Genomic DNA, 24,793 nt, shown 5'->3' with positions numbered 1-24,793 from the left:
TCACTCGCCCTGGCGAGGGGCAAGCAGGCAGCAAAAAGGCGACCACAAGGTCGCCTTTTTTCATGCCGTGAATTTGGCTCAGGATTTGGTCGTCACCTGGGCGGCGGGCATCAGGCCCTGGTTCACGTCTTCCAGATCCTTCTGCTCCAGTATGCCGGCGGCCTGCTTGAGGGAGAGGATGCTGAGGATGTAGTTGTAGCGGGCCTCGGAGAGTTTCTGCTTGGCCTGGTACAGCTTGCGGGTGGCGTCCAGCACGTCGACTATGGTCCGGGTACCCACTTCATAGCCGGCCTCGGTCGCTTTCAGGGCGCTGTCGGCGGAGATGACGGACTGGCTGTAGGCGCGCACCGAGCCGATGCTGGCGTTCACGTTGTTGTAGGAAGAACGCACCGTGCTCTGCACCGAGCGGAAGCTGCGCTCCAGCTGCTCGCTGGCGGCCACGTAGTTGAACTGGGCCTGCTTGACCTGGGAGGTGGTGGCGCCCCCGGTGTAGAGCGGCAGGTTGAAGTTCAGACCGACATTGCCCTGATTGCTGTTGCTCTCGGGGTTGCGGATCTCGTCCTTGTAGTCGTTGTAACCGGCGGTGAGGCCGGCGCCCAGATCCAGGGTCGGCTCGTGGCCCGTCTTGGCCAGATCGATCTGCTCCTTGGCGATGTCCTTGCCGATGCGGGCGCTGTGCAGCTCAAGGTTCTTGTCCAGTGCCAGCTCCAGCCACTTGTCGGAGTTGAACGGGGTCTTCTGCGGGGCGAAACGCTCGGTGTTGAGCACATCCAGCTGGCGATGATCGATGCCGGTCAGCTCGCGCAGGCTCTCGTAGCTGTTGTCCAGGGTGTTCTCGGCATTGATCTCGTCTGCCAGCGCCTGATCGCGCTCGGCCTCGGCTTCATGCACGTCGGTGATGGCGGTCAGGCCCACTTCGAAGCGCTGCTGGGTCTGTTCCAGCTGACGCTCTACCGCGGTCTTGTTGGCACGGACGAACTCCAGGGTGTCCATCGCCTTGAGCACGTCGAAGTAGGCCTGGGCGGTACGCAGCATCAGGTTCTGGTACTCGAGGTTGTAGGCCACGTCGGACTGGGTGGCGCTCTTCTCGGTCAGGTCCAGGTTGACCCAGTTGCTGCGACGGTAGATGGACTGATCCAGGGTCACCGAGCCGGTGGCGCCGCTGTTGGTCTGGGTATCGTCCTTGTTCTGCAGGTAGTTCAGACCGGCACCCAGATTGATCTGTGGCAAGAGGGCGGCGCGGGATTCGTTGATCTTCTCGAAGGCTTGGTCCCGCTTGGCCTTGGATTCCAGCAGCTGGGTATCCTTGATCTGGGCTTGCTGGTAGATTTCGAGCAGGTCTTCGGCATGAGCGGCACTGCTCACACCCAGCATCACCATGACTGACAAGAGTGTTCTTTTCATATGATATTTTTAACCTTATTTATCAACCCAAAGCTGTCCGCTGGATGAGGGAGGGGATTGTCACCGACCAAGCTTGATTTCAGCTTAACCACTCTACTACATGCAGATTTCATTGCGAACTGTCTCTTTTCCTGCGACAGGAACGTCAAGAGTCAGGGCGAGTTTTCTCGGCAACGCGCCTAGCCAAATGTCCTGTGGCTGCTAAAATCCATCCCTCATCGTCGGCGAGAGCGAGTGAATGAATGTTCATTCATGCCCCCGAATATTATGGTCAAACCAAGCCAAGTCAAGCTGGTAGGAGTCTCGTATGTCACAGCAAGCCTTGCCTCAAACCAGTCACTATTCCGGTGATGATGTGAAAATCATCGATAAATCATCTGGATACAACGGCTTTTTCAAAGTGAACGTCTATCGCCTGCAACACAGGTTATTTGCCGGTGGCTGGAATGAGCCCATAGTCCGCGAGCTGTTCGAGCGGGGCCATGCGGCCGCGCTGCTGCCTTATGATCCCGTGCTGGACCAGATAGTGCTGGTGGAGCAGTTCCGCATCGGTGCCATCGAGACCAGCCCCACGCCCTGGCTGCTGGAGCTGGTGGCCGGCATCATAGATGAAGGGGAGACCGCCGAAGCCGTGGTGCGCCGCGAGGCGGTGGAAGAGGCGGGCATCGAGGTGGGCCGCTGCGAGCATGCCATCAGCTACCTGGTGAGCCCGGGTGGCAGCACAGAGCGGATCGAGGTCTATGTGGGGGAGGTGGATGCCAGCCAGGCGGCGGGGATCCACGGTCTGGCGGAAGAGGGTGAAGACATCCGGGTCCATGTGGTGAGCCGCGAGCAGGCTTACGCCTGGCTCAAAGAGGGGCGCATCGACAATGCTGCCTCCGTCATCGCCCTGCAATGGCTGGCCCTCAATCATGGCGAGCTGCAGGCCCGCTGGCTGGCGGGGCGCTGAGGTGGTGCTCGTTCACGCCAGGCGCCATGTGCCTCCTGCCTGCGAGGTCAACTCACCATGGACCCTGATTGATGGAGTTGCGATATGCCATTAGTCCAGAGCCCGATGAAGCGCTATGTGCCTGATCTGATGTCCTTGCAGCGTACCTGCGAGGTCAATTACATGGCCTTGATGAAGTTGCTGCCCCCCGGCGGCAGCGTGGGGGCGGAGCGCCGCTATCAGGTGGGCAACGGCCTGCAGTTCCAGCTCACCGTCAGCGAGGAGAGCCGCTTCACCAGCCAGGTGATCCTGGCCCAGCACAATCCCGAGTTGCCGAGCTACTTGCAGGCTCGCATCGAGATTCGTTTGTATCACGACGTGCGGATGGCGGAAGTGTGTGCGGCGCAACAGATTTCAATGTTGCAACCACGTTATGATTATCCCAATAAAAAAATGCACCACAGGGATGAAAAAGAGCAGGTAAATCTATTCCTGGCCGATTGGCTAAGATTTTGTCTCAAACATGGCACCAGCCTGATCAACATCCTCTAGTCGAACCCATAAAAAAGAAGCGTGATTTTGGAAACAGAGCTACCTCAGGCGCCGGACGGCAGTGTGCGCCTGTTACAGATTACCGATACCCATCTCTTCGCCAGTGCCGAGGGACGACTGCTGGCCGTGCGAACCGCAGATAGCCTGGCCGCCGTGCTGGAGCAGGTGCAGGCCAACGCGCATCCGTTCGATCTGATCCTCGCCACCGGGGATCTCTCCCAGGATCACAGCCCGGAATCCTATCAGCGGTTCGCCTCCATGATGGCCCCGCTGGCGCGCCCCATCTACTGGTTGCCCGGCAACCACGATGACGGCCCCCTGATGACGGAATACCTGCATGCCGCCGGGATCAGCGAGGCCAAGCAGCTGGTGGGAGACCACTGGCAGGTGATCCTGCTCGATACCCAGGTGCGCGGCAAACCCCACGGGGTGCTCGGCGATCACCAGCTGGCGGCGCTGGACAGCGCCCTGCGCCAGCATCCCGAGCGCCACGCCCTCATCGCCCTGCACCATCAGGCGGTGCCGGTGGGCTGCGCCTGGCTGGATCAGCACAATCTCAAGAATGCCGACGATCTCTTCGCCGTGCTGGCCCGCCACCCGCAGCAGAAGACAATCCTGTTCGGCCACGTGCATCAGGAGTTTGACGAGGTGCACCGCGGGGTGAGGCTGATCGCCAGCCCCTCCACCTGCATCCAGTTCAAGCCGCTCTCCGACGGTTTCGCCCTGGACGAGTCCGGCCCGGGCTGGCGTTATCTCACCCTGCATCCGGATGGCCGCATTGCCAGCCAGGTGTGGCGGCTGCCGGTGGGGCAGTTCGTGCCCGACCCCGATGCCACCGGTTACTGAGGCGTTGCCATGAAGCCCGTACTCCTCTACCTGCACGGTTTCAATTCATCCCCCGGCTCGGCCAAGGCGCAGCAGATGGCGGCCTGGGTGGCCGAGCACAGGCCCGACATCGAAGTGCTCATCCCGGCCCAGCCCAATACCCCGGCGGCGGCCTGGGAAGCCATCGAGGGCGTCATTGCCGAGGCCAAGGCTCGCCATGATGGCCGGCTCAGGCTAGGTGCCGTGGGCAGCTCCCTCGGCGGCTTTATGGCGACCCGGGTGAGCGAGCTGCATGGCTGCCGCGCGGCGCTGATCAACCCGGCGGTGCGCCCTCACGAGCTGCTCTGCGACTACCTGGGCCCCCAGGTCAATCCCTATACCGACGAGCGCTACGAGCTGCTGCCGACCCACATGGACGAGCTGCGGGCGCTGGCGGTGCCGGTTCGCGCCCCCGAGCGGCTCTGGATCCTGCAGCAGCAGGAGGATGAGGTGCTCGACTATCGCAAGGCATTGAGGGAATACGAGTTTGCCCGCCTCTCCCTGGAGTGCGGCGGCAACCACGCCTTCGTCGGCTTCGAGCGCTATCCGGCCCAGATCATTCGTTTCCTCGGGCTCTAGCCGTGCAACCGCCGTTGGCCGCCTTTCTGGAACAGGTACTGGCCACGGCGCAAGCGGGCCTCACCTACTCCCAGGATCCCTTCGATATTGCCCGCTTCGAGGCGCTCAGGGCGGCCACGGTGGCCCTCATCGCCAGCCAGAGCGAGCTGGCGCCCGAGGCCATCGCCTCGTGGATCGCCCTGGATGACGGCTACCCCACCCCCAAGCTGGATGTACGGGCCTTTATTCAAAACGACGACGGTCATCTCCTGCTGGTGCAGGAGCGCAGCGATGGGCTCTGGACCCTGCCTGGGGGCTGGTGCGACATCGGCGACTCGCCGGCGGGCGCCGTGGTGCGCGAGGTGGTGGAGGAGACCGGCCTTGAGTGCCGTGCGGTGCAGCTGCTGGCCCTGTTCGACAAGCTCAAGCACCCCCATCCCCCGCAACTGCCCCATGCCCACAAGGCCTTCTTCCTGTGCGAGGTGACGGGCGGATCGCTGCTCACCGAGACTGACGAGACCCGGGGAGCGGCCTATTTCCCCATCGACGCCCTGCCCGAGCTCTCCCGCCATCGGGTTGTCGAGTCCCAGCTGCGCAGCCTGCACGACCATGTGCGGCAGGGGCGGCGCCACACCCTGTTTGACTGACACTCCCGGGACACTGGGCCCGGCGGCAAGGAGGCCACATGATCAAGCGCATCGGCAATACCCCCATTCAGGCGAAACACAGGGCCAGCTGCCACTGCGGCGCCCTGGTGCTGGAACTCAGTCTGCCGGACGGCGTGGTGGATCCCCGCCGCTGCGACTGCTCCCTCTGCCGGCGGCGGGGGGCCATAGTCGCCTCTGTGCCGCTCTCCGGCATCCGCATCCTGCAGGGGGAGGAGGCACTGCGCTGCTACCAGTTCAACACCCGCACCGCGAAGCACTACTTCTGCGGGGTCTGCGGCATCTACACCCACCACCAGCGCCGCTCCAATCCGGCCGAGTATGGCTACAACCTCGCCTGCCTCGAGGGGGTCAATCCGTTCGCGCTGGGGGAGGTGCCGCTGCGGGACGGCATCAACCACCCGGCCGACAGGGCGGAATGAGACCAGGGGGCCATCTGCTTCTGTAGCCGCCGAAATGGCTGTGTTAACCTTGGTCTGCCTGCCCTCTGGCGGGCCATTGCCACTCTTCTCCTCTTGCCAACCGGGAGCCTGCCCGTGACGACTGCTTCAGCGCTGCCGGATCTGATCCTGGGGGCCTCGCTCTACTTTCCGCCCCTGTTCAAGGCGGTGCTGCTCGGCCTGCTCGGCTGGTTGCCGGTGCACCACCTGCTGCGGGACTGGCTCTACGGCGGGGAGGTCTGGCACCCCCTGCTGATGGATCTCTCCCTGTTTATCCTCGCCGTCAGTGGCGCACTCTGGATACTGCTACATGGCTAAATCTCCCCTGGCAACCCTCAAATACTTCTCCACCCTGCTGGTCTGCGCCCTGGCGCTGGTGTCGCTCTGGTGGCTGTGGAACTACTACATGCAGGGCCCCTGGACCCGGGATGGCAAGGTGCGGGCCGAGCTGGTCAGCATCACCCCCGAGGTGTCGGGCAAGATAGTCAGCATCTGGATCAAGGACAACCAGCTGGTGAAGAAGGGGGACGTCCTCTTCAGCCTGGATCCCGTGCCCTACCGGATTGCCCTGGACAACGCCAACGCGGCCCTGGCCAAGGCGAAGTCGGATCTCGACAAGGCGGAGCACGAGGCCAGGCGTCGCCAGGGGCTGTCCCGCACCGTCATCTCCGCCGAGGCGGTCGACGAGTCCAGGCTCAATGCCCAGGCGATGAAGGCGGCCTATCAGGTGGCCCAGGCCAATCTGGAGCAGGCCAGATGGTCGCTCGCGCGAACCGAGGTGCACGCCGCCAGCGACGGCTACATCACCAACCTGCAGGCCAGGGTCGGCAACTACGCCAGCGCCGGCGTGCCCCTGGTGGCTTTGGTCGATATCCACTCCTTCTACGTGCAGGGCTATTTCGAAGAGACCAAGCTCGGGCACATAGCGCCGGGCAAGCCGGCCCGCATGGTGCTCTACAGCGGGGAGCAGGCGCTCAAGGGGGAGGTGGAGAGCATAGGGCGCGCCATTCACGATCAGAGCCTGGAGGGGAGCGAGGGGCTGCTGCTCGACGTCAAGCCGAACGTGCCCTGGGTGCGGCTGGCCCAGCGGGTGCCGGTGCGGATCAAGCTGCTGGAAGTGCCGCCCGGGCTTGCCCTGATCGCGGGCACCACCTGCACCATCACCATAGGGGAATAGGGTGGCAGGCCGGGGACACTGGCGCCGGACCCCCTGGGGCCGGGCCAATGAGGGCCAGTGGCGCTATGCCCTGCGCAACAGCCTGGCCATGTGCCTGTCGCTCTGGCTGGCCTTCGTGCTGCAACTGGATGCCCCCTACTGGGCCATGACCTCCGCCGCCGTGGTGAGCTTCCCCACCGTCGGCGGCGTCATCAGCAAGAGCCTGGGGCGGGTGGTGGGCAGCCTCATCGGTGCCATGGCGGCCGTGATGATCACCGGCCTTGGTATCAGCGATCCCTGGCTGTTCAGCTTCCTCATCGCGCTCTGGCTCGGCCTTTGCACCTGCATCTCCAACCACCATCAGAACAACGTCTCCTACGCCTTCGCCCTGGCGGGCTACACAGCGGCCATCATCGCCTTCTCCTGCGTCAACGTGACCGAGGCGGAGCACATCTTCGACATCGCCCAGGCCAGGGTGAGCGAGGTGATAGTGGGCATCCTCTGCGGCGGCCTGATGATGATGATTCTGCCGAGCCTCTCGGATGGCGAGACCCTGCTGGCCTCCCTTGGCAAGAGTCAGGCCCGGCTGCGGGAGCACGCCCAGCTGCTCTGGCTGGGGGAGGCGGGGGCCGATGTGCGCGGCGCCCACGAGGGGATCATCGGCCAGATCCTCACCATGAACGTGCTGCGCATTCAGGCGGTGTGGAGTCACCACCGCCTGCGCCGCCACAACCGCTTGCTCAACTTCCTGCTGCACCGCCAGCTGCGGATGGTCAGCCTGATCTCCGGGGTGCGCCGCATGCTGCAGCACTGGCCGCAGCCACCGGACGGGCTGACGCCCCTGCTGGGCTCGGTGATCCACGCGCTGGGCGAGCCCGATTGCGACAAATACCGCATCGCTCGCCTGCTGGCCCCCTTCGTGGCCGAGTCGGGCAGCGATTTTCGCCGCCGCACCTTCTGGCTGCGCCTGCGCCATTTCTGCTGGAGCTATCTGGAGTGCCAGCGCTGGCTCGGCCGGCTGGCGCCCTATGACGGCCAGGAGTGGCCCACGCCGCCCCACCACAGCTCGCTCACCCGCTACAACGACAGCGTCGAGGCGGCCTACAACGGCGGTCGCACCTTCCTCTGCGTGGTGCTGGGCTGCGCCTTCTGGATCAACACCCAGTGGGAGTCGGGTGCCTCGGCCCTGACCCTGCTCTCCATCTGCTGCGTGCTCTACTCGGCCACCCCGACGCCGACCAAGGGGACCCAGACCATGCTGCAGGCCATCCTGCTGCTGAGCCTGGTCTGCTTCGCGGTCAAGTTCGGCCTGATGATCCGCATCGACGACTTCTGGCTGTTCTGCGCCTTGCTGTTCCCGGCGCTCATCACCATGCAGCTGATCAAGTTGCAGCGCCCCGCGTCGGCGGCGCTCTGGGGCCAGCTCATCGTGCTGCTCGGCTCTTTCCTCGCCATCACCAATCCGCCGAGCTACGACTATCAGGCCTTCGTCAACGACAGCATCGGCAAGGTGCTGGGGGTCATGGTGGCGGGGCTGGCGTTCCAGATCCTCAGACCCAGCTCGGACAGGCGCAAGAGCCGCCGCCTCATCCGCTCCCTGCGCCGCCACTTCATCGTTCAGCTGGCCGCCAGGCCCCGGCAGAGCGAGAGCCAGTTTGAATCCCTCATCTATCACTGCATCAGCCAGCTCGGGCAGGGGCAGGATCTGGGGGCCCGGCTCTGGGTGCTGCGTTGGGGCGTGGTGCTGCTCAACTGCAGCCACATCGTCTGGCAACTGCGCCAGTGGCGGGGCAGGGAGCCCGCACTCCATCTGGTGCGGGACGCCTGCGTGCGCTGTCTGGAGGGGATCCTCACCGAGCAGGGGGTGCAGCACAGCTCCCTCCATCAGACCCTGGCCGAGCTGGATCGCATCAGTCGTGGCCTGGCCGATCACCCCGAGCCCTCGGCCCGGGAGCTGGCGGGCCTGGTGTGGCGACTCCATTGCTCCCTCTCCCCCCTGTTGCAGGCACAGCCTTCGGCACTGGCACCCGCCTGATCCCGCTCGTCCTTGTTGCAGGCGCTGTCACCGGCACTGGCATCCGCCTGATCCCGCGGGGCGATCGCCTCTCTGGATCACCCTTTGCCACCTCCCTATTTGTCCAAGGCCCTCCCAGCGAGTAAGATTCCCTCCAAACGTCAATTCGCAAGGCCCTCCATGTCCACTCAATACAATGCGGATGCCATTGAGGTCCTCAATGGCCTCGAACCGGTGCGTCGCCGCCCCGGCATGTACACAGACACCACCCGGCCCAATCACCTCGGCCAGGAGGTCATCGACAACAGCGTCGACGAGGCGCTGGCGGGCCATGCCCGCACCCTGGAGGTGATCCTGCACGAGGACCAGTCTCTCGAGGTGATCGACGACGGTCGTGGCATGCCGGTCGACATCCACCCGGAGGAAGGGGTATCCGGGGTGGAGCTGATCCTCTGCAAGCTGCACGCGGGGGGCAAGTTCTCCAACAAGAACTACCAGTTCTCCGGCGGTCTGCACGGGGTGGGCATCTCTGTGGTGAACGCCCTCTCCGATCGGGTCGAGGTGACGGTACGCCGGGACGGCCAGGTCTATGACATCGCCTTCGAGCGTGGCGACAAGGTACAGGAGCTGACCATCACCGGCACCTGCGGGCGCCGCAACACCGGCACCCGGGTGCGCTTCTGGCCGCAGGCGAGCTACTTCGACTCCCCGCGCTTCTCGGTCTCGAAGCTCGAGCACCTGCTCAAGGCCAAGGCCGTGCTCTGCCCCGGCCTCACCATCAAGTTCCTCGACAAGAACACCGGCATCAAGCTGGAGTGGTGCTACGAAGATGGCCTCAAGGATTACCTCATCGATGCGGTCAAGCAGTTCACCTGCCTGCCGGAGCAGCCCTTCGTCGGCGCCTTCAGCACGGATCAATCGGCGGTGGACTGGGCCCTGTGCTGGCTGCCGGAGGGGGGCGAATGCCTCGCCGAATCCTATGTGAACCTCATTCCCACGGCGCTGGGCGGCACCCACGTCAACGGCCTGCGTCAGGGGTTGCTGGACGCCATGCGCGAGTTCTGCGAGTTCCGCAACCTCTTGCCGCGCGGGGTCAAGCTGACCCCGGAAGACATCTGGGATCGCTGCGCCTACATCCTCTCGGTCAAGATGCAGGATCCCCAGTTCGCCGGTCAGACCAAGGAGCGGCTGTCGTCCCGCCAGAGCTCGGCCTTCGTCTCGGGTGTGGTGAAGGATGCCTTCAGCCTCTATCTGAACAGCAACACCGAGCTGGCGGAGCAGATCGCCGAGATCTGTATCAGCAGCGCCCAGCGCCGGATGCGCGCCGCCAAGACGGTGGTGCGCAAGAAGATAACCCAGGGCCCGGCCTTGCCCGGCAAGCTCACCGACTGCAACTGCGCCGATCCCATGCAGGGGGAACTGTTCCTGGTGGAGGGTGACTCCGCGGGCGGCAGCGCCAAGCAGGCGCGGGATCGCGAGTTTCAGGCCATCATGCCGCTGCGCGGCAAGATCCTGAACACCTGGGAGGTGGAGGCCGGTCAGGTGCTCGCTTCCCAGGAGGTGCACGACATCTCGGTGGCCATCGGCCTGGATCCCGACTCCGAGGATCTCAGCGGCCTGCGCTACGGCAAGGTGTGCATACTCGCGGATGCGGACTCGGACGGTCTGCACATCGCCACCCTGCTGTGCGCCCTGTTCGTGAAGCACTTCCGCACCCTGGTCAACAAGGGCCACGTCTATGTGGCCATGCCGCCGCTCTATCGTATCGACATCGGCAAGGAGGTCTTCTATGCCCTCGACGAGGACGAGAAGAACGGCGTGCTGCAACGAGTCGAGGCGGAGAAGAAGAAGGGCAAGGTGATGGTGACCCGATTCAAGGGTCTGGGCGAGATGAACCCGAAACAGCTGCGGGAAACCACCATGGATCCCAACACCCGCCGCCTGGTGCAGCTCACCATGGGCGAGCTGGAGGAGGGGGACGAGACCCTGCAGCTGATGGACATGCTGCTGGCCAAGAAGCGCGCCCCGGATCGCCGCGAATGGTTAGAGGAGAAGGGGAACCTTGCCATCATCTAAGCCGTCGTTTAACTGCCGACCCGCATTCCAGGCGTGCCCTCCAGGGGCGCGCCATAGCAAGAGAAAAACATATGAGTGATGCTATCGAGCTCAGTCTGGACGGGGTAGAGCGCCAGCCCATGCGCGCCTTCACCGAGCAGGCTTACTTGAACTACTCCATGTACGTCATCATGGACCGGGCCCTGCCCCATATCGGCGATGGCCTGAAACCCGTGCAGCGGCGCATCATTTACGCCATGAGCGAGCTGGGGCTGTCGGCCCTCTCCAAGCACAAGAAGTCTGCCCGTACCGTGGGTGATGTGCTGGGTAAATACCACCCCCACGGCGACAGCGCCTGTTACGAAGCCATGGTGCTGATGGCCCAGCCCTTCTCCTACCGCTACCCGCTGGTGGACGGTCAGGGCAACTGGGGGGCGCCGGACGATCCCAAATCCTTCGCCGCCATGCGTTATACCGAGGCGCGGCTGTCGCGCTTCTCCGAGCTGCTGCTCTCCGAGCTCGGCCAGGGCACCGTGGAGTGGACGCCGAACTTCGACGGCACCATGAAGGAACCCGTGGTGCTGCCCGCCCGCCTGCCGCACATCCTGCTCAACGGGGTGACCGGCATCGCGGTGGGGATGGCAACCGACATCCCACCCCACAACGCGCGGGAAGTGGCCCTTGCCTGTGCCGAGCTGCTGGACAACCCCAATGCGGGGCTGGATGTGCTGATGACGCACATTCAGGGGCCGGACTACCCGACCAACGCCGAGATCATCACCCCGCGCGACGACATCCGCAAAATCTACGAGACCGGCAAGGGCTCCATCAAGCAGCGGGCGGTGTGGAGCGAGGAGGATGGCGACATCGTCATCACGGCTCTGCCCCATCAGGCGTCCGGCGCCAAGATCATGGAGCAGATCGCCGCCCAGATGGTGGCCAAAAAGCTGCCCATGGTTACCGATCTTCGCGATGAATCGGATCACGAGAACCCGACCCGTCTGGTCATAGTGCCGCGCTCCAACCGGGTGGATGTGGAGGGGCTGATGGCCCACCTGTTCGCCACCACGGATCTGGAGAAGAACTACAGGGTCAACCTCAACATCTTGGGGCTGGACAACCGGCCCCAGGTGAAGACTCTCAAGATGATCCTCTCCGAGTGGATCGTCTTTCGCCGCGAGACGGTGCGCCGCCGTCTGCAATATCGTCTCGACAAGGTGCTGGCCCGCCTGCACATCCTCGAAGGCTTGCTGGTCGCCTACCTCAACATCGACGAGGTGATCGAGATCATCCGCACCGAGGATGAGCCGGGCAAGGTGATGGTGGAGCGCTTCAATATCAGCGAGACCCAGGCCGAGGCGATCCTCGAGCTCAAACTGCGCCACCTGGCCAAGCTGGAAGAGTTCAAGCTGCGTGCCGAGCAGAACGAACTGGCCGAGGAGCGCGACAAGCTGGAACTGATTCTGGGTTCCGAGCGTCGCCTCAATACCCTGCTCAAGAAAGAGCTGCTGGCGGATGCCGAGAAGTACGGCGACGATCGCCGCACCCCCCTGGTGGAGCGTGCCACCGCCGTGGCCCTGACCGAGAAGGAGCTGACCCCAAGCGAGCCGGTCACCGTGATCCTCTCTGACAAGGGCTGGGTGCGTGCCGCCAAGGGCCACGACGTGGATGTGGCCGGGCTCTCCTACAAGGCGGGGGATGGCTATCTGGCCCACGCCTGCGGCCGCAGCAACCAGCAGGCGGTGTTCCTCTCCAGCCTGGGCCGCACCTATTCCCTGGAGGCGCACACCCTGCCTTCCGCCCGCAGTCAGGGGGAGCCGCTCACCGGTCGCTTCGCTCTGGGGGCGGGGGAAGAGGTGCGCCATCTGGTGATGGGCAACGAAGGGGAGCCTTATCTCATCGCCAGCGACGCCGGTTACGGCTTCGTCTGCAAATATGACGACCTGATTGGCAAGAACAAGAACGGCAAGGCGCTGCTCACCGTGCCGGAAGGGGGCCAGGTGATGGCGCCTCAGAAGATTGGCTCGCCGGAAACCGATCTCTGCATGGCCATCTCCAACGAGGGGCGCATGTTGCTGTTCCCGCTCAGCACCCTGCCGGTGCTCGGCAAGGGCAAGGGCAACAAGCTGATCAGCATCCCCTCGGCTCGCGTGAAGGCGCGGGAGGAGTTTATGGTGATGGCCGCCATTATCCCGCAGGGGCAATATGTCACCCTGTTTGCCGGCAAGCGCAAGCTTACCCTCAAACCCTCGGATCTCGACTACTACCGCGGCGAGCGCGGCCGCCGCGGCGCCAAGCTGCCCCGCGGCTTGCAGCGCGTCGATCGCATCGAGATTGAACCCGTGGCCGGTGAGACGGTTGCTGGGGAAAATCAGGAAGGGTAATTAATAGAAAGGGCGCGAAAGCGCCCTTCTATATTCTGGGGCATTCAAGATATATGCATGCTTGTTTTTTCTTTAAGCAATGAATACACATCATATCTAGTCGATTTAAGAACTATATCGATTGCCTCTTGAATAAAGTCCGCAACCCAATCTTGCGAGCCATGAGGCGGTTCCATTCCACACTCTAAGAAATCAATATAGTCTGATGAACACATATAATGCGGACTAATTTTAAACATATACGAAAGATTTAGTGCGAAAATCTCTTTTATATCTTGTTGTAACTGGGAAATGATTTTTATCCGTTCCTGCATGTAAACTTGCCCTTCATTCATAACTAATAAAGAGAAACTGTTGTAATGCACATTGTCATTACATCTATCTCTTATAAGTTCATATCTACTATCGATAGATAGAAGCTTTGATAGATCTGAAATCCTATTGGAGCTGACTAAATACTTGTCCATTTTTTGTATTCTTGGTAATGGTTTACATCCCTTTAACCAACTATTTATTTCTTCTATATAGTAGCCATCACGACCAGCATTATCTTGTAAATATAAGTTTGTGTAGGCATTTATAATTACAGCATCATTATATTTTCTGAGAAGTGCATATGCATCATTTACCTTGCCATCTTGCAGTACGAGTGCAATTGACTCGATGGTGCACTTTATCGACATGAAAACATAGGTATCCATATTCATGATCGTTGATGTGCCAACGTTGACATAGCTCATAACAGAGTCAGATAGCATTTCATAAAACTTTGCGTAATATTTTAAATCACTATGTATTGAATGCTTTTTGTACATTTCGTCAGATGTTTGCACGCCGCCACCTAATTAATATTGAACTGGTTTCGAAATTCAAAATACTGTAGTCAGCTTATCAAGCAGGATTGAAATGTGGTAGTGCCGTAGATCTGATTAGCGAAACGTAATCAGACGATCGCGAAAACCTATTGTCTCGATGTTATCGGTAATTTCATTTTGCTCCCCCCTCATCCCCAGCCCTTCTCCCGCGAGGGGAGAAGGGGGTGCAGATCGCAGCGATTTTGGAATGGCGTGACAGCTACGCCCAAAGGTTGGCAGGCACCTGTCCCCTCTCCCCTTGGGAGAGGGCTAGGGTGAGGGGAGGTAACCGTAGGGTGCAATGAAATTGCACCGCTATTGAATCCGCGAGGTTGCCGGTGCTATGCGCTTCGCTTATTGCACCCTACGTCCTTTCTCTTTTGCCTGCTCGCGGCCGGATAACCGGTGCGGCCGATTACGCTTCGCTAATCGACCCTACTTGCCTCTGTTTTATTTAAGGCACTGTTGCTGGTCGATGGCTTCTGCTGTGGTGGCTTGCTCTCCCCTTTGCCAATTGCCACAGGTCAAGGATTTGGCCGATTAGGCCCTGCAAGTTGCCTCTGCTCGCTAACCTTGTAGGGAGCAGCACAGTGCCAGGAGGCCAGACATGGAAACGGAGCAAGCCATCGGACTGATCGAGGCCCACGGGGCCTTTCACGGGGATCACTACAGCTTCAACAGCGACGAGTTCGTGCAGTGGTGTGAGCAGGATGCCCACCAGACCCTCAGCCTGGAGCAGGCGAATCACGAGCTTGCCCCCTTCTGCATCCGGGTCGGCTATGCAGAGCCGAGCAGGTCGTGGCGTTACTATCTCACCTGATCCCCACCTGATGAAGACAAAGGCGAGGCAAGGGTCTCGCCTTTGCTATGGGCTGGAGAATGGAAAAAGGAGCCGTCAGGGCTCCTTTCTTGTGATCATGCACGGCCCTATATGCCGGCCTGGGCACCATGCAGCAGCACCATGCCGGTAAACAGCAGCCAGTCGTTGATGATGTGCGCGCCGGTCGATACCCAGATGTTTTTGGTGATGATGTAGCCACTGAGCAGCACGATGCGGGCCGTGCCGATCACCAGAAAACATTGCAGAAAATTCCAGTCATAGGTGGGCAGGTGCATGGCCCCGAAGATAAGGGCAGTGGATAGCCAGGCGATGATGATGGCGGACTTGCGCGTCAGGCCGAGCTTTGTGTGACAAAACCAGAGGATGGCCAGAAAAGGCAGGATGGAGACCACCTCCTCGCCAAAGAGCTGAGGGGCCGTTTTTAAATAAAAGAGGATGCGCGCCGTATTGGGGGCCTCTGCCAGCATGGCGCTGACCGGGTTGTCACTCATCTTGAACAGCTGTTGCAGCACCAGGGCAACGGCGACCGAGACCAGAATGTTGACGACGGCGATCGCCAGCATCAAGAGGAGATCCCGCCCCGTCGGCGTTCGAAACAGCGCTCGCCATGCCTTACCCGCCACCATGGCGAGCACGGCCAGGGGGATGAGAGGGAACAGGATGGCGGATACAAAGCCGCCCGCCGTGGTTTTATAAAATGCAAGGTGCGCCGTCAGCACGGCGAAACCCAGCACCACCCCCAGCAGGATCAGCACCCAGCTGCGGCCAGACAAGGCATTCGGGGGCTGGCGATAGAAGGGGAAGTCTCCGGCACTTCTACGCTCGAAAAAAAAGCCATTGCCGTCGTTCAATCCCGGCATTGCTGCAGACTGGTGCTCACCCATGCTGACCCTCGATAGTTCATTCAGTTGGCATGGAGTCAACCCTACACCAAGTGGGGCACCTGGGTAGCCACGCCAGCCTCTTTATTTAAAGGCCATCCATCGAGCCGTCATTTTGGAGCGCCTGCCTTCTTGGCCGCCGTGTCATTCAGTCTCTGGCACAGCCCCACCGATTTCACCCGGGTTGCCGGTGCCATTAATGATTGAAATTCCAGGCGATGGGCAGCTCAAGGTCGAAGACGAGCTCGTCCCCTTCCAGGCGAAAGGGGACGCTGGTCTGGTGCTGGTCATATTCGTTGATGATGAGGCAGCTCTCGGCGAAGTTGGACTCGTAGTTGAGCTGGGCCTTGCCCGTGGTGCCTGCGGCGTCGAGCGCTATGCCAAGCACCCCCATCGGGTTCTCCAGGCTCAGGTTGACCCTGGTGTCCCCCACGTCCACCAGCCGCTCCAGCAGGGGGAAGAAGTCCTGCTTGTGGTGCTCTATTGCCCGGGCTATGGCCTGCTCCAACTCGGCCTGAGTGGCAAAGGGGCCCGCCAGTTTATATCGGGTCTGGATCCGCTCCTGGGTCATTCTGGTCTCCTGCTCGCTTGTGCCCGATCCGGGCCTGTGGGTCACACCTTATCAGATACGGGGGCAAAGCATCAGGCGGGGATGCGGCCGTTGCGCACCAGGGCCCGGCGGATGTTCTTGCACATCTTGCCGAAGCGCTGGATCTCGTCGAAGGAGGGCGGGATGCCGCGGTCGATCTGGTATTGCCAGTAGCTGAGATCCGTATCCACCAGCTCCATCAGCTTCTTGGGGCAGCCGATGCAGCTGTTGTCGGGCCCGCATTTGAAGGTATCCGGTTGATAGAGCGGGAATTCTTGTTTCACGGCGTCGATGATCTGCTGCATGGCAGTGATGCGGTCGGGTTTTCTGCTCACGGCGTTCCCCTGCGGTCGGTATGGGGGAGTCATTATATCCCTGACAAAAAGTGGGCCAATGACGCTGAAGGGGTAGTTCGGCGGCGGCCGATGGCGGATAGCATAACGCCCGGCAAGCCGGGCGTTATGGGGACAGGCGGCCATGGCGCCATGAAAGCGCCGACAGACGCTAGAAGTCGTGGTAGAGGGGCCAGCCGAGCAGGGGGTGCCTGAGCCCGGCGCGCATCTCCATGTTGTCGAGCTTCTCCGGGGAGGCGTTCTCCCGTTGCTGTTGCTGATACTGGCGCACAAACCCCAGGGTGTGCAGCAGGTTCGGCACGAAGCCCGGGCTCAGCTCCTGGCGCAGGGCATCGGCCATGTCGGCGGGCAGCTCGGCGAGCATCAGGGCAAGCTGGGCGGCGAGATAGTCGGTATCGTACCAGGCCTCGTCGAGCTCAATCTCCCGCGCAAGTTTGCGCTTGAGATCCTGCTTCACCTTGAGGGGCGCGGCGCCGCTGCCCTTGCCGCACAGGATGCGGTAGAGCAGGGCCTCGGCCAGCTTGTCTTCCATGGTGGGGTGATCGCTCTCGCAGGCGAAGAAGTGCTGGTCGATGAGCCCCATCAGGCGGACCTTGCTGTGCTCGGCCAGCGCCTTCTCGTACTCCTGCCACCCTTGCCACTCCTCGATGTCCGGGGGGCTCGAGATCTTGTCCAGCAGCCTGGCATCCACGTCGCCATAGAGGCTGTTGCCCGTCTGTTTGGGGCTGACGGAGATCAGCATGGACCAGCCCTTCTGGAACGGCTTGATGGGCCCTTCCGGCGCCTGCAGCAGGGCCAGCGCCCGGGCCGTGTCGCGCCCGGAGAGCTCCTGCAACCCCAGGCTCACCACGCCGATGACGTCGTGGGCGGCCTGCTCCAGCAGGTGCATCTTGTACTTGTTGTAGTACTTGTCGGCGAATTTCAGGCTCATCAGCACCGCCTTGCCCTTGATGGCGGCAAGCTGCTGGGCGCTCAGGCGTTCGTTGTCGCGGCCAAAGCGCAGCACCTGGGTGAGGAAGGGGCCTTCGTTGGCCTCGCGGATGACTAGCTGCATAGGGCTCTCCTCAATCCAGGAAGCTGAACATGTCGTCCACTTCGTCGTACTCGTCGCTGACCTGGTTCTTCTCCTTGGCCTGCATCACCAGCTCGTTGGCGAACTTGTTGATGATGCCGTCCCAGGTGGCGTTCTCGCTGCGCAGCAGCGACTTGATGGCTTTCTCCACCTCGGGAGCCTGCTCGCGGATCAGCATCAACAGGCTTCTCGGATCATCCAGCGGGTAGTCGTGGGCATCTTCGCTCTGCTGGCGCTCGCTGTAGGCGAGGGACTCCTCGAGATCTTCCTCTTCGGCGTGCAGGGTGTCGCGATAACCCTCTTCATCCTCGTAGCGATCGCCACGGTAGAACTCGATGAAGGGGATGGCGAGGTAGAAGAGACCGGCCGGGTCTTCGGCGATGCACTCCAGGATCTCGCGCTGCTTGGCCTCGCTGTCCTGGGTGCGGATCAGGTAGTTGAGGAAGTCGAAGGTGTGCTGCTGCAGCTCTTCGGCATTGTTCTTGATGGCCTCCTCCCAGTAGAGAGGCTGCTGGCAGACGATGTCGCGGATCCGCTCCGGGGTCATCAGCTCGGAGATGATGGACGGAAAGGAGATGTCGTGCTGGCCGTTGATCTGGGTCAGGGTGACGATATCAATGTTTTCAATGACTTCGGCCAACTGCTCGTCGGACATTGTCTTGGCGATCAGCTCGAACTTTTCGCTGGCCTGCTTGGGCTCGACCACGGCCAGCTCTTTGATCTCGATGGCGGTAATTTCTATCAGACTGTTCATGCTTTGCCTCAAATTAGAAACGCACTTCGTCGTACATGTCCTGATCGTCTTCCTCACCCTCGCCGCCATGGTAGTCGGCGTCGGCATCTTCCCCGTCGTCATCTTCGTCGTCGCGCAGCTCATAGTCGTCATCGGCACGACGGCCACCGCGGGGCAGGGGGTTGTCCAGCAGGTAGAGCACGGCGCAGGCTTCGATCAGCTGATCTTCGCTCTGGGCTCGCACCGCCTTGACCAGCGGCAGATCGGCGTTGTTGAACGCCACCGACACCTTGAACGCGTCCCATGAGGGTTGTACGCCGTCGGCGAGCCACCTGGCCCACTCAGGTTTCGCCTTGGGCGGGAACTGCACCCGGCCATAGAGGGCGAGCGGCAGGTATTCGGGCATGAACTCCAGCATGCTGATGTCGGCCAGCAGCAGGGCCTTCATCTTGCCGGTAAACTGCTCGAGCGCCTTGGGCTGATCCTGATCCCGGTAGGATTCGATGTTCTCGCCCGCGTCACTCATCAGCGCTTTGATGCGCGCCTGGTCCCATTTTTTTTGCATAGCGCCCTCAGGGGTAGAATTGGTCCCACATCTCCTGCATGGCAGCAGCGGGATCGGTCACGATGACGTTGTTGAAATCCTTGATAAAAGCGGCTCTCGCCTTGGGATCGGAAAGCACTTCGTAGGCCTTCTTCACCTGATGCAGCTTGATGGCTGCCTGCTCTTTCTCTTCTTCGCTCGCCCCGTGCAACTTGTCGGGGTGGTACTGGTTCGAGAGCCGTCGATAGGCTTTCTTGATGTCGTTTTCGCTGGCGTTGGACTTGACGCCCAGCACCCGAAAGTAGTTGTTCATGGCAGATCCTGCATCACTGGCATCATCAGAGTCACAATGCTGGCGCTTGATGGGGCTTGGGGGAACCAGGCACGGTAAAAACCCGTCATTTTAACGGAAACCACCGGCCACCGCCATGAATAGGACGCGATATGGCAGCGACCCGGGGGGAATGGGGAGCCCGCCCGCCACCCAGGGGGCTCTGTATCTTGCCACGCCGGGCTGATCCGGCTCGGGGACTACAATACAGAGGGCGTCAGACTGCTGCTGTCGCCAGGGGGCCGCCTCTGCGACAGGCATCAAGATCCGGCAAGGCCGGGACCATCACAAGGAATAGACACCATGTTCAAACGTTATCTTCTGCCTCTGGTACTGCTGGGGGGCGTCGCCATCGCCGCCGATGAGAGCCTCGATGAGCCGCTGGTACTGCTCAAGGGGGATGTCACCAAGGCCCAGTTCATGGAGAGAGCCGAGCAGCGCTTCGCCCGGCAAGACAGCAACGGCGATGGCACCCTGTCGGTTGCCGAGAAAGAGGCCGCCATGGCCAGGATGCAAGAGGCGATGAAGCAATCGGGCAAGGCCATGCCGGGCAAGATGGGCAATATGAGGCCGATGCAGGACACGACCAAGGCGCAGTTCATGGAGCGCCATGAGACCCTCTTCACCCGGCTGGACAAGAACGGTGACGGCGTGATCGACGAGGCCGAACGGGCCAGCGTCAAGGCCCGGCTCGGCCAGGGGATGATGTCACCGGCGCAATAGGGGCAGCAGCAAAAAGTACCGCCTTCAGATAAAAAAGAGCCCGGTCGTCATACCGGGCTCTGTTCATTGTGATGGGGCTCAAGCCAACCAGTCGGCCCACAGCAGCCGCAGCTGCAAGCCCCAGCGACTGCTCCAGCCCGTGGTGCTGCTCACCACCTTGCCCTCCTTGATGATGAGGAAGCTGGGGGTGACGCTCACCTGCCAGCGGGCGGCGAGCGCCCCCTGTTCATCGTTGTGGGTGGGGAAGCTCAGCCCCTTCCTGGCCATGCCCTGTTGCAACCTGGCGTCGTCGCCGGAGCGCAGCGCCACCGTCAGCACGTTGCCGCCGTCCTGCCAGAGCTGCTCCACTGCCGGGGTAGTGAAGCGGCAGACGGCGCACCAGCTGGCCCAGTAGTAGACCAGCAGCGGCCGCTCCCGGCTCATGGCCTGCAGGTCGGCCCGGGTGCCATCTTGCAGGGTCAGCACAGGCAGCGGGCTTCCCTCCGGCAGCGCCGGGCTGCGCCACAGATCCAGCAGGGTCGAGATGATCAGGGCAAACAGCAGCAGCCAGAGCGCCTCCCTGCCCCAGCGTCGCCAGCGGGGTCTGGGGGTTGTCGTCTCGGTCATGCGTTACCCCAGTTTCGCCAGTTCAGTTTTCACGAGCTGTTCGAGCTGCTCATAGGGGAGGGCGCCCGGCACCAGCTGGTTGCCGATCAGCGTCGCCGGTGTGCCCTGCACTCCAAGCAGAGTGCCGATACGCAGGCTATTGCGCAGCTCCTCGGTGGCCTTGCCCTCGGGCTTGAGCGCCACATTGCCGGTGGCCGCCAGCGCCTTATTGATGTCCGCCTCGGTCAGCATGCCCTGCTTGCTCATCAGCTTGTCGTGCAGGGCGAGGAAGCGGGCCGGATCCTGCTGCCACAGGGTCAGGCTGTACTGGGCCGCCTTGGCGGAGGTCTGCCCCTTGAACGGCAGCAGCTTGATCACCAGCCCCAGATCGTTCGGATAGGCCTTGAGCAGCCTTGCCACCGCTGGGTCGAACTGCTTGCAGTAGGGGCAGTTGTAGTCGGTGAAGAGCACCAGGGTCAGCTTGGGGTTCTTGGCCCCCAGGCGCGGGCTGGTGGCGCTGTTGAACAGCACCTCTTTGTTGCCCTTGATGAAGTCGCCGAGCTGGGCCGCCTGATCCGCGGCGTTCTGTTTCTCCCAGGATTCGGCCGCCTCATCGAGGATCTTCGGGTTCTGGACCAGGGTCTCGCGGATGAGCTCCTTGATGCGGGCCTCCTGCTCCGGAGTGAAGGGGGCGGCGTGCAGGGCCGGGGTCAACAAGGTGCCCAGCAGGGTCAGGGCGATCAGGGTCGGTTTCATTTGGTTTCTCCTTGAGAGGGGGCAATACCGGCTTGCGCCAGGGTGGCAAGCAGGGTCGATCGGTCCAGCAGGGGGGAGAGGATCTCGCCATCCGTCAGGCCGGGCCCGTAGATCTGGTTGAAGGGAATGGCCACGCTGCCGCGCTGGCGCAGGAAGCTGGCGATGCCGTCGGAGGGGCGGCTCCAGTCCCCGCGCAGGGCCACCACATCGGGGGCGCTCAGGGCCTGTTGCACATCATCTCGCAGCAGTACGTTGAATTTGTTGGCCTTGCAGGTGATGCACCAGTCGGCGGTCACATCGACGAAGACTCGCTTGTTCTGGGCCAGTGCCAGTTCGATGGCCTGCTCCGAGAGCGGCTGCCAGTCGACCCTGTCCTGCTGGGGCTTGCCGTCCAGGGTGAAGGCGCCGCCGAGCAGCAGGGCCCCGCCCAGCAGGCAGCCCAGTGCCAGCCCCAGGGTCAGTGCACGTATGCCGTGGCGCCAGACGACGGCCAGCAGCAGGGCGACCAGCATCAGCGCCATCAGGATCAGCATCCAGAAGGGGCCGACGTGGTTGCCGAGCAGGCTGAGCAGCCAGAGGCTGGAACCCAGCATCATCAGGCCGAGCAGGGTGCGCAGGCGCCCCATCCAGCGGCCCGGCTTCGGCAGCCAGAGCGCGAGACGAGGGACGGCGGCGATCAGCAGCCAGGGCAGGCTCATGCCCACCCCCAGGGCGGTAAAGATGAGCCAGAGCTGACCGAGCGGCGCCCCGAGGGCAAAGGCGACCGCAGTGCCGAGGAAGGGCGCGGAGCAGGGGGTGGCCAGCAGGGTGGCAAAGCAGCCCTGCAGGAAGTGACCCCCCAGCCCCTGACCGCCGCTGGTGGCCAGGCGGGTATTGAGGTTGCTCGGCAGCCGCAGCTCGAACAGCCCCAGCAGGTTGGCGCAGAACAGCGCCGTCACCACCACCATGAAGCCGATAAACCAGACGCTCTGGAACTGTATGCCCCAGCCGACCGCCCCCTGAGTGGCGCGCAGCAGGGTGCTCATGAGCGCCAGCGCCCAGAAGGAGACCAGGATGCCGGCACTGGCCGCCAGGAATTGCAGGCGCACCGGGCGGCGCTCCCGGCTCTCGAGTTGCAGCACGGATCCCAGCTTGAGGGCCAGCACCGGCAGCACGCAGGGCATCAGGTTGAGGATGAGCCCCCCCAGCAGCGCGGCTCCCAGCAACCAGAGCAGCGACTGGCCGCCGCTCGGCAGGGTCAGGGGCTCACCAATGCGGACCTCGCTCTGCCAGGCCTGCTCGCCGCTCGCCAGCACCAACCCGAGTGGCTGATGACGGATATCGGGGGCATCCCCCTGCCAGCCATCGCTGACCGGAATACGGGCGATCAGGGTGTTGCCCTGCACCTCCAGCTTGGGCTCGCCATATTCGGCCCCCTCCAGCCGCTGAAGGAACACCTGGGGATCCTGCCAGCCCTGGGGGTTGTCGGCGGTCAGTTGCAACTGGCTCTGCCGGTAGCCCGCCTCAAGGGTCACAGTGCCAGGCATGGCCTGTGGCAGGGTGCTCATCGCCTTCGCATAGGCAAGGTCGAACCCTTCGGGGGCAGCGCCGTCCAGCGCCAGGGTGAAGGGGTAGTCGGTCAGGATGCAGACGTTGCTGCAGGTCGAGAGGCGCAGGGTGCCCGTCAGTGCCTCGCCGCCGCTGCGGGTGAGGCTGATGGGAAGGCTGACGTCCCCCTGATAGCCCTGGGTCGAGATGCCGCTGACGTCGAACCGCCTGGGCACTGGCCAGTGCCACTGCGCCGCTGGCTGGGGAGCATCCCAGAGGATCTCGGGGGCTATGCCGCCTTCCCCCGGGTTCTGCCAATAGGTTTTCCAGCCAGACTCAAGCTGCAGGCTGAGCAGCACCCGGGGGGCGGTGGGATCCCGGGTGTCAGCTTGCAGCCGCACCTTGGCGTGATCGTTCTGGGGGCTGGTGAGCCAGCCGGTGTCGCTGGCCAACCCAAAGGATTGCCATAGCAGACCGCTCAGCAACAGGGCGGTCTTGATGATGTTTGACATGTGTTTGTCTCTTGAAAATGAAAGTCAGGGTGGAGAAAACCGCCGCAGACTCATTCCCGCCAGACACAGAGAGTGAGGTGCAGTCGCCGTTCCGGGGGCGAGATGTTGATGGGAGGAGGAAGCGCAGGGGAGCGGCGCGACAGGGGTGCCAGCAGGGCAATCACGAAGGCGATGGCAAAGAAGATCTGCTCGACGCAGAGCAGGCTGGCGGCACTGAGCCACTTGCCGTTGAGCTGGCAACTGCTGGGCTGGGGCGTCGTGGCTTGCCCCTCGTCGGCATCGGCGCTGGACGAGGAGAGGGGGAGCATCTGGCAGCTCAGGGCCTGGTCGAGCTGTGCCAGCCTGGCCAAGGGCTGGGCCGCACAGTTGATCACCAGGATGCAGACCAGCAGCAGGAGTCTTGTCGCCACGCGTTGTCGCAAAATCATGCTCGTCCTACCCTGTTGAATGGGGCATATCCTATCGATCAATGGTGGCGTGAGCAAGCCGATGGGATTCGATGCGGCCACGTGCTCCATCCGGGGTGGTCGGTTCTGTCTGGCGAACGCTTGTTCGCTAAAAGGGGGACCAGTATACTGCGCCGAGTCAAATTCCGAGGTGTTCGATGCTCAAACTTGCCCGTGTGCTGCTGCTTACCCTGCTGCTCATCTTCTGGTTCGTGTTTGGTCTGTTGCTCTGTCTGGTGCGTCCGCGCCACCCCAACAACGTCTATGTTTTCGCCCGCATGTACCATGCCGTCTGCCCGATCATCGGGCTCAAGGTCCGGGTCACCATTCCGGACGAGGTCAAGTCGGTGGGACCTGCCGTCTATGTCTGCAATCACCAGAGCAACTTCGACATCTTCACCGTGACCGGCGCCGTGCGTCCCGGCGTGGTGGCAGTGGGCAAGAAGAGCCTGCTGTGGCTGCCCTTCTTCGGACTCATCTTCTGGCTCTCCGGCAACGTGCTGATCGACAGATCCAACCGCTCCCGTGCCATCGGCACCATAGGTCAGGTAGTGGATCGCATCAAGCACCACGGCACCTCCATCTGGATGTTCCCGGAAGGGACCCGCTCCCAGGGCCGTGGTCTGCTGCCGTTCAAGGCCGGCGCCTTCCACACCGCCGTCCAGGCCGAAGTGCCCGTGGTACCCATCGTCTGCTCCAGCTACTTCGGTCAGGTCGACCTGAACCGCTGGGACAACGGTGAGGTGCTGCTGGAGATGCTGCCCCCCCTGTGCAGCAAGGAGCACGGCGCCGCCGGCATCCGCGATCTGTCGGATACCTGCCGGGCCAGGATGGAAGCCAAGCTGGCGGAGCTGGATGGCAAGCTGGGCCATCGCCCGGCCGCCTGAGGCTGGACCCAACTCCATGAAGGGAGCCGCTGGCTCCCTTTTTTATTGGTTAAAATCACCACATCATTGGCAATTCTCGCCAGCTCATGGCCTTGAGATGGCAATGCCAAGTCTCCATCTATCTGTAAAACAACAATAA

27 protein-coding genes are annotated in these 24,793 nt (G+C 62.3%); 14 read left to right on the top strand and 13 right to left on the bottom strand.

What is annotated here, in order from left to right; genetic code table 11:
• Positions 1 to 78 precede the first annotated feature (78 nt).
• The gene (gene tolC, locus HB860_RS16500) at positions 79 to 1,404 is read right to left on the bottom strand and encodes an outer membrane channel protein TolC (RefSeq protein ID WP_139438805.1); all 1,326 of its coding nucleotides are present in this window, start codon (positions 1,402 to 1,404) and stop codon (positions 79 to 81) included.
• Positions 1,405 to 1,711: 307 nt separating this feature from the next.
• Here tolC and nudF point away from each other — a divergent pair, with 307 nt between their 5' ends.
• The 11 genes from nudF to parC all read left to right on the top strand — a co-directional run bounded on the left by nudF (position 1,712) and on the right by parC (position 13,020).
• Positions 1,712 to 2,353 (top strand): ADP-ribose diphosphatase, encoded by a 642-nt coding sequence (nudF, locus tag HB860_RS16495; RefSeq protein ID WP_043132558.1) that lies wholly within the window; start codon positions 1,712 to 1,714, stop codon positions 2,351 to 2,353.
• A 105-nt stretch (positions 2,354 to 2,458) separates the two neighbouring features.
• Positions 2,459 to 2,884 (top strand): DUF1249 domain-containing protein, encoded by a 426-nt coding sequence (locus tag HB860_RS16490; RefSeq protein ID WP_404835543.1) that lies wholly within the window; start codon positions 2,459 to 2,461, stop codon positions 2,882 to 2,884.
• Positions 2,885 to 2,911: 27 nt separating this feature from the next.
• Entirely contained in the window at positions 2,912 to 3,730 is an 819-nt protein-coding gene (cpdA, locus tag HB860_RS16485; RefSeq protein WP_247627320.1) for a 3',5'-cyclic-AMP phosphodiesterase, read from the top strand.
• Positions 3,731 to 3,739: 9 nt separating this feature from the next.
• A complete protein-coding gene (locus tag HB860_RS16480; protein ID WP_247627319.1) occupies positions 3,740 to 4,327 on the top strand; it encodes a YqiA/YcfP family alpha/beta fold hydrolase in 588 nt (195 codons plus the stop codon).
• 2 nt (positions 4,328 to 4,329) lie between these two features.
• Entirely contained in the window at positions 4,330 to 4,953 is a 624-nt protein-coding gene (locus tag HB860_RS16475) for an NUDIX hydrolase (RefSeq protein WP_139438796.1), read from the top strand.
• 38 nt (positions 4,954 to 4,991) lie between these two features.
• Entirely contained in the window at positions 4,992 to 5,393 is a 402-nt protein-coding gene (locus tag HB860_RS16470) for a GFA family protein (RefSeq protein ID WP_247627318.1), read from the top strand.
• Between the two features lie 93 nt (positions 5,394 to 5,486).
• Complete coding sequence (locus HB860_RS16465) at positions 5,487 to 5,729, top strand: DUF1656 domain-containing protein (RefSeq protein ID WP_139438791.1); 243 nt, start codon at positions 5,487 to 5,489, stop codon at positions 5,727 to 5,729.
• Positions 5,722 to 6,588, top strand: a complete 867-nt coding sequence (locus HB860_RS16460) for an efflux RND transporter periplasmic adaptor subunit (protein WP_247627317.1) — start codon at positions 5,722 to 5,724, stop codon at positions 6,586 to 6,588. The genes HB860_RS16465 and HB860_RS16460 overlap by 8 nt, the downstream gene beginning before the upstream one ends.
• A gap of 1 nt (position 6,589) precedes the next feature.
• On the top strand, positions 6,590 to 8,602 hold the full coding sequence (locus tag HB860_RS16455) for an FUSC family protein (protein WP_247627316.1): 2,013 nt from the start codon (positions 6,590 to 6,592) through the stop codon (positions 8,600 to 8,602).
• Positions 8,603 to 8,761: 159 nt separating this feature from the next.
• Positions 8,762 to 10,657 (top strand): DNA topoisomerase IV subunit B, encoded by a 1,896-nt coding sequence (gene parE, locus HB860_RS16450; RefSeq protein ID WP_202047484.1) that lies wholly within the window; start codon positions 8,762 to 8,764, stop codon positions 10,655 to 10,657.
• 71 nt (positions 10,658 to 10,728) lie between these two features.
• Entirely contained in the window at positions 10,729 to 13,020 is a 2,292-nt protein-coding gene (parC, locus tag HB860_RS16445; RefSeq protein ID WP_247627315.1) for a DNA topoisomerase IV subunit A, read from the top strand.
• A gap of 44 nt (positions 13,021 to 13,064) precedes the next feature.
• Here the strand turns inward: parC and HB860_RS16440 are convergent, their stop codons facing one another.
• Positions 13,065 to 13,853, bottom strand: a complete 789-nt coding sequence (locus tag HB860_RS16440; protein ID WP_247627314.1) for a hypothetical protein — start codon at positions 13,851 to 13,853, stop codon at positions 13,065 to 13,067.
• Between the two features lie 628 nt (positions 13,854 to 14,481).
• On the opposite strand from HB860_RS16440, the gene HB860_RS16435 reads away from it, so the two are divergent.
• Positions 14,482 to 14,694: a hypothetical protein gene (locus tag HB860_RS16435; RefSeq protein WP_247627313.1), complete on the top strand. Its 213-nt coding sequence runs from the start codon at positions 14,482 to 14,484 to the stop codon at positions 14,692 to 14,694.
• Positions 14,695 to 14,801: 107 nt separating this feature from the next.
• Here HB860_RS16435 and HB860_RS16430 read toward each other — a convergent pair whose 3' ends face one another.
• From HB860_RS16430 to atcJ, 7 genes are all read right to left on the bottom strand, one after another.
• Positions 14,802 to 15,599 (bottom strand): CPBP family intramembrane glutamic endopeptidase, encoded by a 798-nt coding sequence (locus HB860_RS16430; protein ID WP_247627312.1) that lies wholly within the window; start codon positions 15,597 to 15,599, stop codon positions 14,802 to 14,804.
• Positions 15,600 to 15,792: 193 nt separating this feature from the next.
• Positions 15,793 to 16,167 (bottom strand): hypothetical protein, encoded by a 375-nt coding sequence (locus HB860_RS16425; protein WP_247627311.1) that lies wholly within the window; start codon positions 16,165 to 16,167, stop codon positions 15,793 to 15,795.
• Positions 16,168 to 16,238: 71 nt separating this feature from the next.
• Positions 16,239 to 16,490 carry a hypothetical protein gene (locus HB860_RS16420; RefSeq protein ID WP_247627442.1) on the bottom strand — a complete coding sequence of 84 codons (252 nt, stop codon included), beginning with the start codon at positions 16,488 to 16,490 and terminating at the stop codon, positions 16,239 to 16,241.
• 199 nt (positions 16,491 to 16,689) lie between these two features.
• Positions 16,690 to 17,592, bottom strand: coding sequence for a cold adaptation protein AtcC (gene atcC, locus HB860_RS16415; RefSeq protein ID WP_247627310.1), 903 nt, complete (start codon positions 17,590 to 17,592; stop codon positions 16,690 to 16,692).
• Between the two features lie 10 nt (positions 17,593 to 17,602).
• Complete coding sequence (gene atcB, locus HB860_RS16410) at positions 17,603 to 18,364, bottom strand: cold adaptation protein AtcB (protein WP_139438759.1); 762 nt, start codon at positions 18,362 to 18,364, stop codon at positions 17,603 to 17,605.
• 13 nt (positions 18,365 to 18,377) lie between these two features.
• The gene (gene atcA / locus HB860_RS16405) at positions 18,378 to 18,908 is read right to left on the bottom strand and encodes a cold adaptation protein AtcA (RefSeq protein ID WP_139438756.1); all 531 of its coding nucleotides are present in this window, start codon (positions 18,906 to 18,908) and stop codon (positions 18,378 to 18,380) included.
• 7 nt (positions 18,909 to 18,915) lie between these two features.
• On the bottom strand, positions 18,916 to 19,200 hold the full coding sequence (gene atcJ, locus HB860_RS16400) for a cold adaptation protein ActJcold adaptation protein ActJ (protein WP_025325592.1): 285 nt from the start codon (positions 19,198 to 19,200) through the stop codon (positions 18,916 to 18,918).
• A gap of 321 nt (positions 19,201 to 19,521) precedes the next feature.
• Between atcJ and HB860_RS16395 the strand changes: the two genes are divergently transcribed.
• The gene (locus HB860_RS16395; protein WP_247627309.1) at positions 19,522 to 19,941 is read left to right on the top strand and encodes an EF-hand domain-containing protein; all 420 of its coding nucleotides are present in this window, start codon (positions 19,522 to 19,524) and stop codon (positions 19,939 to 19,941) included.
• Positions 19,942 to 20,019: 78 nt separating this feature from the next.
• On the opposite strand, the gene HB860_RS16390 is transcribed toward HB860_RS16395, so the two are convergent.
• From HB860_RS16390 to HB860_RS16375, 4 genes are read right to left on the bottom strand one after another with little or no spacing between them, the layout of a single operon-like run.
• Positions 20,020 to 20,547: a protein disulfide oxidoreductase gene (locus HB860_RS16390; protein WP_247627308.1), complete on the bottom strand. Its 528-nt coding sequence runs from the start codon at positions 20,545 to 20,547 to the stop codon at positions 20,020 to 20,022.
• Positions 20,548 to 20,550: 3 nt separating this feature from the next.
• Positions 20,551 to 21,282, bottom strand: a complete 732-nt coding sequence (locus HB860_RS16385) for a DsbA family protein (protein ID WP_247627307.1) — start codon at positions 21,280 to 21,282, stop codon at positions 20,551 to 20,553.
• On the bottom strand, positions 21,279 to 23,321 hold the full coding sequence (locus HB860_RS16380; protein ID WP_247627306.1) for a protein-disulfide reductase DsbD family protein: 2,043 nt from the start codon (positions 23,319 to 23,321) through the stop codon (positions 21,279 to 21,281). The genes HB860_RS16385 and HB860_RS16380 overlap by 4 nt, the downstream gene beginning before the upstream one ends.
• 50 nt (positions 23,322 to 23,371) lie before the next feature.
• The gene (locus HB860_RS16375; RefSeq protein ID WP_247627305.1) at positions 23,372 to 23,749 is read right to left on the bottom strand and encodes a hypothetical protein; all 378 of its coding nucleotides are present in this window, start codon (positions 23,747 to 23,749) and stop codon (positions 23,372 to 23,374) included.
• 176 nt (positions 23,750 to 23,925) lie between these two features.
• Between HB860_RS16375 and HB860_RS16370 the strand changes: the two genes are divergently transcribed.
• Positions 23,926 to 24,654, top strand: a complete 729-nt coding sequence (locus tag HB860_RS16370; protein WP_247627304.1) for a 1-acylglycerol-3-phosphate O-acyltransferase — start codon at positions 23,926 to 23,928, stop codon at positions 24,652 to 24,654.
• Positions 24,655 to 24,793 lie beyond the last annotated feature (139 nt).

The organism is Aeromonas genomosp. paramedia, from assembly GCF_023093515.1.
Lineage (GTDB): Bacteria > Pseudomonadota > Gammaproteobacteria > Enterobacterales > Aeromonadaceae > Aeromonas.
The sequence above is the reverse complement of the archived record's forward strand: the minus strand, read 5'-3'. Positions and strand labels throughout refer to the sequence as shown.